8 protein-coding genes are annotated in these 6,578 nt (G+C 70.0%); 4 read left to right on the top strand and 4 right to left on the bottom strand.

What is annotated here, in order from left to right:
• Both STRTUCAR8_RS06290 and STRTUCAR8_RS55075 read right to left on the bottom strand, forming a co-directional pair.
• A partial coding sequence (locus STRTUCAR8_RS06290; RefSeq protein ID WP_044471722.1) for a transcriptional regulator occupies positions 1-305 on the bottom strand: 305 nt, incomplete at its 3' end.
• Positions 302-430, bottom strand: a complete 129-nt coding sequence (locus STRTUCAR8_RS55075) for a hypothetical protein (protein WP_277814646.1) — start codon at positions 428-430, stop codon at positions 302-304. The genes STRTUCAR8_RS55075 and STRTUCAR8_RS06290, both read right to left, overlap by 4 nt.
• A 29-nt stretch (positions 431-459) precedes the next feature.
• Here STRTUCAR8_RS55075 and STRTUCAR8_RS06285 point away from each other — a divergent pair, with 29 nt between their 5' ends.
• Positions 460-1,215 carry a potassium channel family protein gene (locus STRTUCAR8_RS06285; protein WP_044471726.1) on the top strand — a complete coding sequence of 252 codons (756 nt, stop codon included), beginning with the start codon at positions 460-462 and terminating at the stop codon, positions 1,213-1,215.
• A gap of 39 nt (positions 1,216-1,254) precedes the next feature.
• Here STRTUCAR8_RS06285 and STRTUCAR8_RS06280 read toward each other — a convergent pair whose 3' ends face one another.
• Entirely contained in the window at positions 1,255-1,566 is a 312-nt protein-coding gene (locus tag STRTUCAR8_RS06280; RefSeq protein WP_006374613.1) for a hypothetical protein, read from the bottom strand.
• Positions 1,567-1,868: 302 nt separating this feature from the next.
• Positions 1,869-3,488, bottom strand: a complete 1,620-nt coding sequence (locus tag STRTUCAR8_RS06275) for an MFS transporter (RefSeq protein WP_044471720.1) — start codon at positions 3,486-3,488, stop codon at positions 1,869-1,871.
• Between the two features lie 122 nt (positions 3,489-3,610).
• Between STRTUCAR8_RS06275 and STRTUCAR8_RS06270 the strand changes: the two genes are divergently transcribed.
• From STRTUCAR8_RS06270 to STRTUCAR8_RS06260, 3 genes are all read left to right on the top strand, one after another.
• Positions 3,611-4,279: a TetR family transcriptional regulator gene (locus tag STRTUCAR8_RS06270; RefSeq protein ID WP_044471725.1), complete on the top strand. Its 669-nt coding sequence runs from the start codon at positions 3,611-3,613 to the stop codon at positions 4,277-4,279.
• Positions 4,280-4,391: 112 nt separating this feature from the next.
• Entirely contained in the window at positions 4,392-5,636 is a 1,245-nt protein-coding gene (locus tag STRTUCAR8_RS06265) for an alpha/beta hydrolase (RefSeq protein WP_006374608.1), read from the top strand.
• 58 nt (positions 5,637-5,694) lie between these two features.
• Positions 5,695-6,552: a DUF4429 domain-containing protein gene (locus STRTUCAR8_RS06260; RefSeq protein ID WP_044471719.1), complete on the top strand. Its 858-nt coding sequence runs from the start codon at positions 5,695-5,697 to the stop codon at positions 6,550-6,552.
• Positions 6,553-6,578: the final 26 nt, after the last annotated feature.

The following is a 6,578-nucleotide window of genomic DNA, read 5'->3' as shown; positions in this document are numbered from 1 at the left end:
GACGGTCCCACGATCGCCCGCAGTGCAGCCAGGTGGCCCCGGTACGCGGCGCGGCCTCGGTCGGTCAGGTGGAGCCATACGCGTTGGCGGGTGTCGCGGACGGCCTTGCGCTGCTCGACGTAGCCTGCGTCCATCAGGACGGTGACGTGCTTGCTCAACACGGAGGCGGAGAGGGCGAGTTGCTTCTGGACCAGGCCGAACTCCGCCTCGCCCGCCGCGTCCAGCAGGGCGCAGACGCGCAGCCGGTTCGGGGCGTGGATGGTGGCGTCGAAACCCGCCGGCCCGTCGTCGGCCTCGGCGCTCACGCGGTCTTCCGGTGCAGCCGGACGAAGGCGAGGTGGAAGCCGACGGACACGGCGGCGCCGATCAGCGAGGCCGCGATCAGCCACGCCGGCCGTCCCGTGACCCGGAACGCGAACGCCGACCCCACCAGCGCCAGGGGCGCTTACGATGCGGGGCATGAAGGATGCGTCGGCGCAGGTTCGTTGGGAGCGGCACACTCAACGGCCCCTGATGGCGCTCGCGGTCGTGTTCGCCGTCGCCTACGCGGTGCCCATCGTGGACAATCCCGCCGGGCGGGGCGTGTCGATCGCCTGCACGGTCGCGGAGTGGACGGTGTGGGGGGCGTTCGCGGTCGACTATCTCGTCCGGATCGCGCTCGCCGACCGGCGCCGGGAGTACGTGCGGCGGCACTGGCTGGACCTGTTCGCCGTGCTGCTGCCGCTGCTCCAGCCGTTGCGGCTGCTGAGGGTCGTCTCCACGCTGATGCTGGTGGGCCGACGGGCCCAGATGGCGTCCCAGGTCCGGCTGACGACGTATGTCGGCGGGGCCGTGGTGGGTCTGCTGATGTTCGGGTCGCTGGCCGTGCTGTCGGTGGAACGCGCGTCGCCGGAAGGGAACATCCGCACGCTGGATGACGCGCTGTGGTGGTCGTTCACGACGATGACCACGGTGGGGTACGGGGACCACGCGCCGACGACCGGAGTGGGCCGGATACTCGCGGTCGGACTGATGCTGTCCGGGATCGCGCTGCTCGGTCTCGTCACCGCGAACATCGCCGCCTGGTTCATCGCCCGGTTCGAGATGGACGACGTGGAGGAGCGGCGGCAGACGGCGGCGATCACGGCGCTGACGGAGGAGGTGCGGGCGCTCCGGGCGGAGGTCGCCGCCCTGGCCGGCACGAGGGACCGGGTGGGTGAGGAACAGCCTCAGTAGGGGCCCCTCGTGTCGAGAGGCCCCTCGTGAGGCGGTGGGTCAGAAGAAGCCGGTCGTCGGGCCGGTGGCGCTCGCCAGCCAGATGATGGCCAGCAGGGTGTCGATCGCACCGAGGACCACGGCCACCAGAGGCGGGATCGCGTGCGGGCCCTTCCAGCTCCGGCCCATCGCCAGCCAGCCGCAGATGATGGCCACGGGGCCCAGGACTATGCCGAGGACGAAGAAGCCCGCGACGGCGCAGACGAGCCCGATGATTCCCAGAGTCGCGCTGTCGGGAGCGGAGCGCTGCCAGCCGCCGCCGCGTGAGCCGGGGTGCCTGCGGGTGGTGTGCTGCCGTCCGAAGGCCGCCATGATTCATCAACTCCCTGGAACTTGTCGGTAGTTCGGGGTCGATGAGGCGGGTACCCCCGCCGCGTGGTTCTAGCCTTCCCGCTTTCGGCGGGCCCGCCGGCGCGCTGTCCCCCTCCGGCAGCGCGCCGCGGCCCGGCCGTCCTCCCGCGTGGTGCCGACCCTGTCGTGAAGACCATGTCGTGCGGAGGACTTGACTAACTGTGACCTGCCCCGTGGGCCGAAGGGGAGGAATCTTTAGGGGAGTCACCCGGATAGGGGAACTCCCCCGCGTCGGCCGTAGATATATGCGCGAAATATGCGTCTCAGATGTGCGCCGCGCCCGCGCCCATCTCCGCGTTCACGCCTCGCTTCGTCAGCAGCGCGACCAGGACGGCGACCACGGCCACGCCGGCCGCGACCAGACAGGCCAGGCTCATGCCGGAGATGAACGTGTCGTGGGCGACCTTCGTGATCTGGGCGACGACCGACTCCGGCGTTCCCGGCGCCACCGGGGGCACACCGACCTGGACCGCTTCCGAGGCCTGGGCCTGCTGTTCCGGGGTGAGTTGCGGAAGGCCGGCGGCCGTCCAGTTGCCGGCGAGGTCGTTGTCGACCTTCGAGGCCATGACCGCACCCAGGACCGCCGTACCGAGGCTGCCGCCGATCTGCATCGCCGCCTGCTGGAGACCGCCGGCGACACCGGAGAGCTCCATGGGGGCGTTGCCGACGATGACCTCCGTCGCGCCGACCATGACGGGGGCGAGGCCGAGGCCGAGCAGGGCGAACCAGACCGACATGATGCCGCTGCCGGTGTCCGTCTCCAGCGTGGACATGCCGAACATGGCGATCGCCACGCAGGCCATACCGCCCGCGAGGGGGATGCGCGGGCCCGTCTTGCTGATCATGGCGCCGGCCAGGGGCGAGCCGACGATCATCATCCCGGTGAGCGGGAGCAGGTGCAGACCGGCGTCGATCGGGCTCATACCGTGCACGTTCTGCAGGTAGAAGGTGACGAAGAAGAGGCCGCCCATGAAGGCGATGGCCATCAGGACCATCAGCACCACGCCCGCCGACAGCGGGACCGAACGGAACAGGTTGAGCGGGATCAGCGGCTCCTTGACCTTCTGCTCCCAGAACGCGAAGACCGCGAAGCCCGCCACCGACACCAGCAGGAACAGCCAGGTCTTGCCGTCCCCCCAGCCCCACGCCGGGGCCTTGATGAGCGCCCACACCAGGCAGAACATCGCGCCGGAGAGCAGCGCGATACCGAGGAGGTCGAAGGAGCGCGGGGCGTTCTCCGCGCGGTGGTCGACCAGGATCACCAGGCCGATGACGAGGGCCAGGACACCCACCGGCACGTTGATGAAGAACACCGACTGCCAGCTGACGTGCTCCACGAGCAGTCCGCCGAGGATCGGACCGCCCGCGGTGGACGCGCCGATGACCATGCCCCAGATACCGATGGCCATGTTCAGCTTGTCGGCGGGGAACGTGGCCCTCAGCAGACCGAGCGCGGCCGGCATCAGCAGCGCGCCGAACAGCCCCTGGAACACCCGGAAGGTGACGACCAGGGCGATACTGCTGGACAGGCCGATGGCCGCCGAGGCGGACGCGAAGCCGACGATGCCGATGAGGAAGGTCTGCCGGTGCCCGAACCGGTCACCGAGCTTGCCCGCGGTGATCAGCGTGACCGCGAGCGCGAGGAAGTAACCGTTGGTGATCCACTGGACCTGCGCGAAACTCGCGCCCAGGTCCTTCTGGATGGCCGGGTTGGCGATGGCCACGATGGTGCCGTCCAGGGCCACCATCATGACCCCGACGGCCACGGATATCAGGGTCAGCCACGGGTGGCCGCGCAGTCCTTTGGCAGGCGTGGGACCCGAGGGGGAGACAGGTGCCTTGTCCCCCGGCCCGGTCGTCTCGATGGTGGTCTGACTAGTCATGCGTTCGAGGCTAGTGACAGCCGCTGACAATTGACAAACGGGTTCACAAGTCGGTGACTGACACGTCACTCACCGAGAAGAACCACTACAGAAGAGTCCTGGAACGGAGAGGCCCGATCGTCATGAGCGCCGCCGAAACCGAGGTGGGTCCGGCCTCCGGGCCCGGCCTGCGTGAGCTCAAGAAGCAGCGCACCCGCGACGCCCTGGTGCGCGCCGCCCTCGCCCTTTTCACCAGCAAGGGGTACGAGCACACGACCGTCGACGAGATCGCCGAGGCTGTCGACGTCTCGCAGCGCACCTTCTTCCGCTACTTCGCCGGCAAGGAGGACGCCGCCTTCGCCGTGCACCGCATCGCGGAGGCGCGCTTCATCCAGGCGGTACGCGAACGCCCGCCGCACGAGGCCCCGCTGGAGGCGCTGCGCCAGGCCGTACTGGAGGGCTGGCCCACCATCCACGAGGCCGTGGAGTCGGTCGTACCGGCGGAGTTGCAGATGCGTATGTACCACCTCATCGAGTCGACGCCGATGCTGCTGGCCGCGCACATGCGCCGCTCGGCCGAGACGGAGGAGGCGGTGGCGCGGCTGATCGCCGAGCGCGAGGGCGTCGACGTGGACGGCGACCTCCGGCCGCGGGTCGTGGTGGCCCTGTTCAGCGGGCTGATGCGGCTGACGGAACGGCGGTGGGGCGCGGGCTCGGACATGAGCGTGGCGGCGATGCGCGACCTGACCAGCACATACCTCGACGCGATGGGTCCGGCGCTGGTGGGGAACTGGCGTACGGAACGGCCGTGACGCCCCGTGCGGGCGTGCGCACGTAAGGGCATACCCAGCCTCGGTTATCGAAACGTGATCCCCGTCACTCCGTTAACGCGAGACCCTCTCGTTCTCCTAGTGTGTCCTTTCAGTGACTTCCTTCGACACCTCCCCGCAACTGAACGTCTGGCGCGCACTGCTCGCGCTGGCCGTGGTCTTCGTGATGCTCGCGACGACCGGCTGGACCGCGGTCCGCAGCCATCGCACGCCCTCGCCGCTCCAGGCGTCGCTCTCCGCGTGGGAGCACGGACGGATCGGCGGCCACGCGCTGCCCGACCCGGACGAGACGCCCGGCCGGCTGACCCGGTTCTTCGCCTCGCTCACCGACCACCAGCGTGACCGGCTCGTCCGGCGCTACCCGCTGGCGCTCGGCAACATGAACGGCGCACCCGTCGGCCTGCGCTACCGCGCCAACCGCGTCGCGCTGTACACGGCCCGCGAGACCGAGCGTGTGCGCATGCACGACGACCGGCTCTCGCCCGTCGGCCAGTACGAGGCGGGGCGCCGTATGCACCGCTACGACGCGCTGCTGGCGACCGGCCGCCAGATCCTGGCCTTCGACCCCGAGGGCTCGGGGCGCGTGGCCGAGGTCTTCGGCGACCTCGACAAGGCGCGGCGCGTCTCGGTCGTGGTCCCCGGCGTGGACACCGACCTCCTCACCTTCCAGCGCACCAACCGCAGGTACACGGCGCCCGTCGGCATGGCCTCGGCCCTGTACGGCGCTGAGCGGGAGGCCAGCTCCACGACCCGTACCGCCGTGATCGCCTGGGCCGACTACACCGCGCCCAACGGGCTCGGGATGGACGCGGCGACGGCGATGCGCGCCAACTCCGGCGCGGTGCGGCTGAACGCGCTGGTGCGCGGGCTGCCCGGCCGGGCGTCGGTCGCGCTGTACTGCCACAGCTACGGCTCGGTGGTGTGCGGCGTCGCCGCGCACGCCCTGCCGCGCCGGGTGACCGACATCGCGGTGGCGGGCAGCCCCGGCATGCGGGTCGAGAACTCCGAGCAACTGCACACCTCCGCCCGGGTGTGGGCGATGCGGGACGCCGACGACTGGATCCAGGACGTACCGCATCTGGAGGTCGGCGGCCTCGGACACGGCGCCGATCCGATGTCGTCGGCGTTCGGCGCACGCGTGCTGTCCTCGCGGGGCGCGCAGGGGCACGGCGGCTATTTCGAGCCGGGTACGGAGAGTCTGGACAACTTCGCAGAGATCGGCGTCGGCGCCTACGACGCCGTGCTGTGTGCCGAACGGGATCAGCAGGATCAGCAGAACCGCAAGGATGACGCGTGTCTGAAGGGTTTGTCCGACGGGGCTATGGCCGGACGCGCGTAGAGGACGCAGAATTCACGGTGTGCCCGGGGAGGGGACTATGAAGCTCGCGCCACATACGATGAGCCGCATGGGTGACGTACTGGCCGGATTTCATGCCGCCTGGGAGTTCGAGTCCGACTCCGTGCTCATCCGCTTCGAACGGGGGCTCCGCACGCCGAAGCTGTTTCAGGCGCTCGGCGAACGCCGTATCCCCCTGGAGGCGATCGCGGGGGTGACACTGACCCCGGGCAAGCGGGGAACGGTGGTTCTGCGTGCCGAACCCCGCCCGGGCGCCGACCCGTTGATGGAGGCGGCCGACGGCCAGCTCAAGGAGGGCTGCGATCCGTACCGGCTGGTGCTGCCCGCCGAGCGGGAGACGCTCGCCGAGTACTACGCGGACGAGTTGCGGGCCCAGCTGACCGGGCAGGGACCTGCTGAAAGGTTCCTGGTGGACGCTCCCGAGGTGCCGCGGGCGTTCAAGGCGTACGACGCGAAGGCGTCCTTCGACGGCAAGGCGGTGTCCTTCCGGTGGTTCTGGACGGGCGCGTCGTCGGCGAAGTGGAAGGCCGGCGACCAGACGATCCCGGTCGCCGACCTGATCGGCGTGGAGTGGCGGTCGCCCGAGGTGTTCGAAGGCCATCTGCGGCTGCTGAGGCGTACCGATTCTTCTGTCACGCCGGTCGACCAGGACCCCGCGTCGGTGGTCTTCGGGCTGGGGTACGGGCCGGTGCATGAGTCGTTGCCGTTCGCGGCGGCGGTGCTTTCCGCGGTGCGGCGTGCCTCCGGAGGTTCGGCGGTGAACGGCGTGAGCTCGGTTCGGCGTGCTCCCGCTGATGTGGCTGAACGGATCCGGCATCTGGGGGAGTTGCACTCGGCCGGGTTGGTGACGGATGAGGAGTTCTCCGCGAAGAAGGCCGAGTTGTTGGCGGAGTTGTAGCGCCTAACGGGGGGCGAGACTTGTGC

The organism is Streptomyces turgidiscabies Car8, from assembly GCF_000331005.1.
Lineage (GTDB): Bacteria > Actinomycetota > Actinomycetes > Streptomycetales > Streptomycetaceae > Streptomyces > Streptomyces turgidiscabies.
The sequence above is the reverse complement of the archived record's forward strand: the minus strand, read 5'-3'. Positions and strand labels throughout refer to the sequence as shown.

Bases quoted from the DNA above. Each gene is read 5' to 3' on its own strand.
- STRTUCAR8_RS06285 (WP_044471726.1), top strand. From the start codon at position 460: ATGAAGGATGCGTCGGCGCAGGTTCGTTGGGAGCGGCACACTCAACGG.
- STRTUCAR8_RS06270 (WP_044471725.1), top strand. From the start codon at position 3,611: ATGAGCGCCGCCGAAACCGAGGTGGGTCCGGCCTCCGGGCCCGGCCTG.
- STRTUCAR8_RS06260 (WP_044471719.1), top strand. From the start codon at position 5,695: ATGAGCCGCATGGGTGACGTACTGGCCGGATTTCATGCCGCCTGGGAG.
- STRTUCAR8_RS06275 (WP_044471720.1), bottom strand. From the start codon at position 3,488: ATGACTAGTCAGACCACCATCGAGACGACCGGGCCGGGGGACAAGGCA.
- STRTUCAR8_RS06280 (WP_006374613.1), bottom strand. From the start codon at position 1,566: ATGGCGGCCTTCGGACGGCAGCACACCACCCGCAGGCACCCCGGCTCA.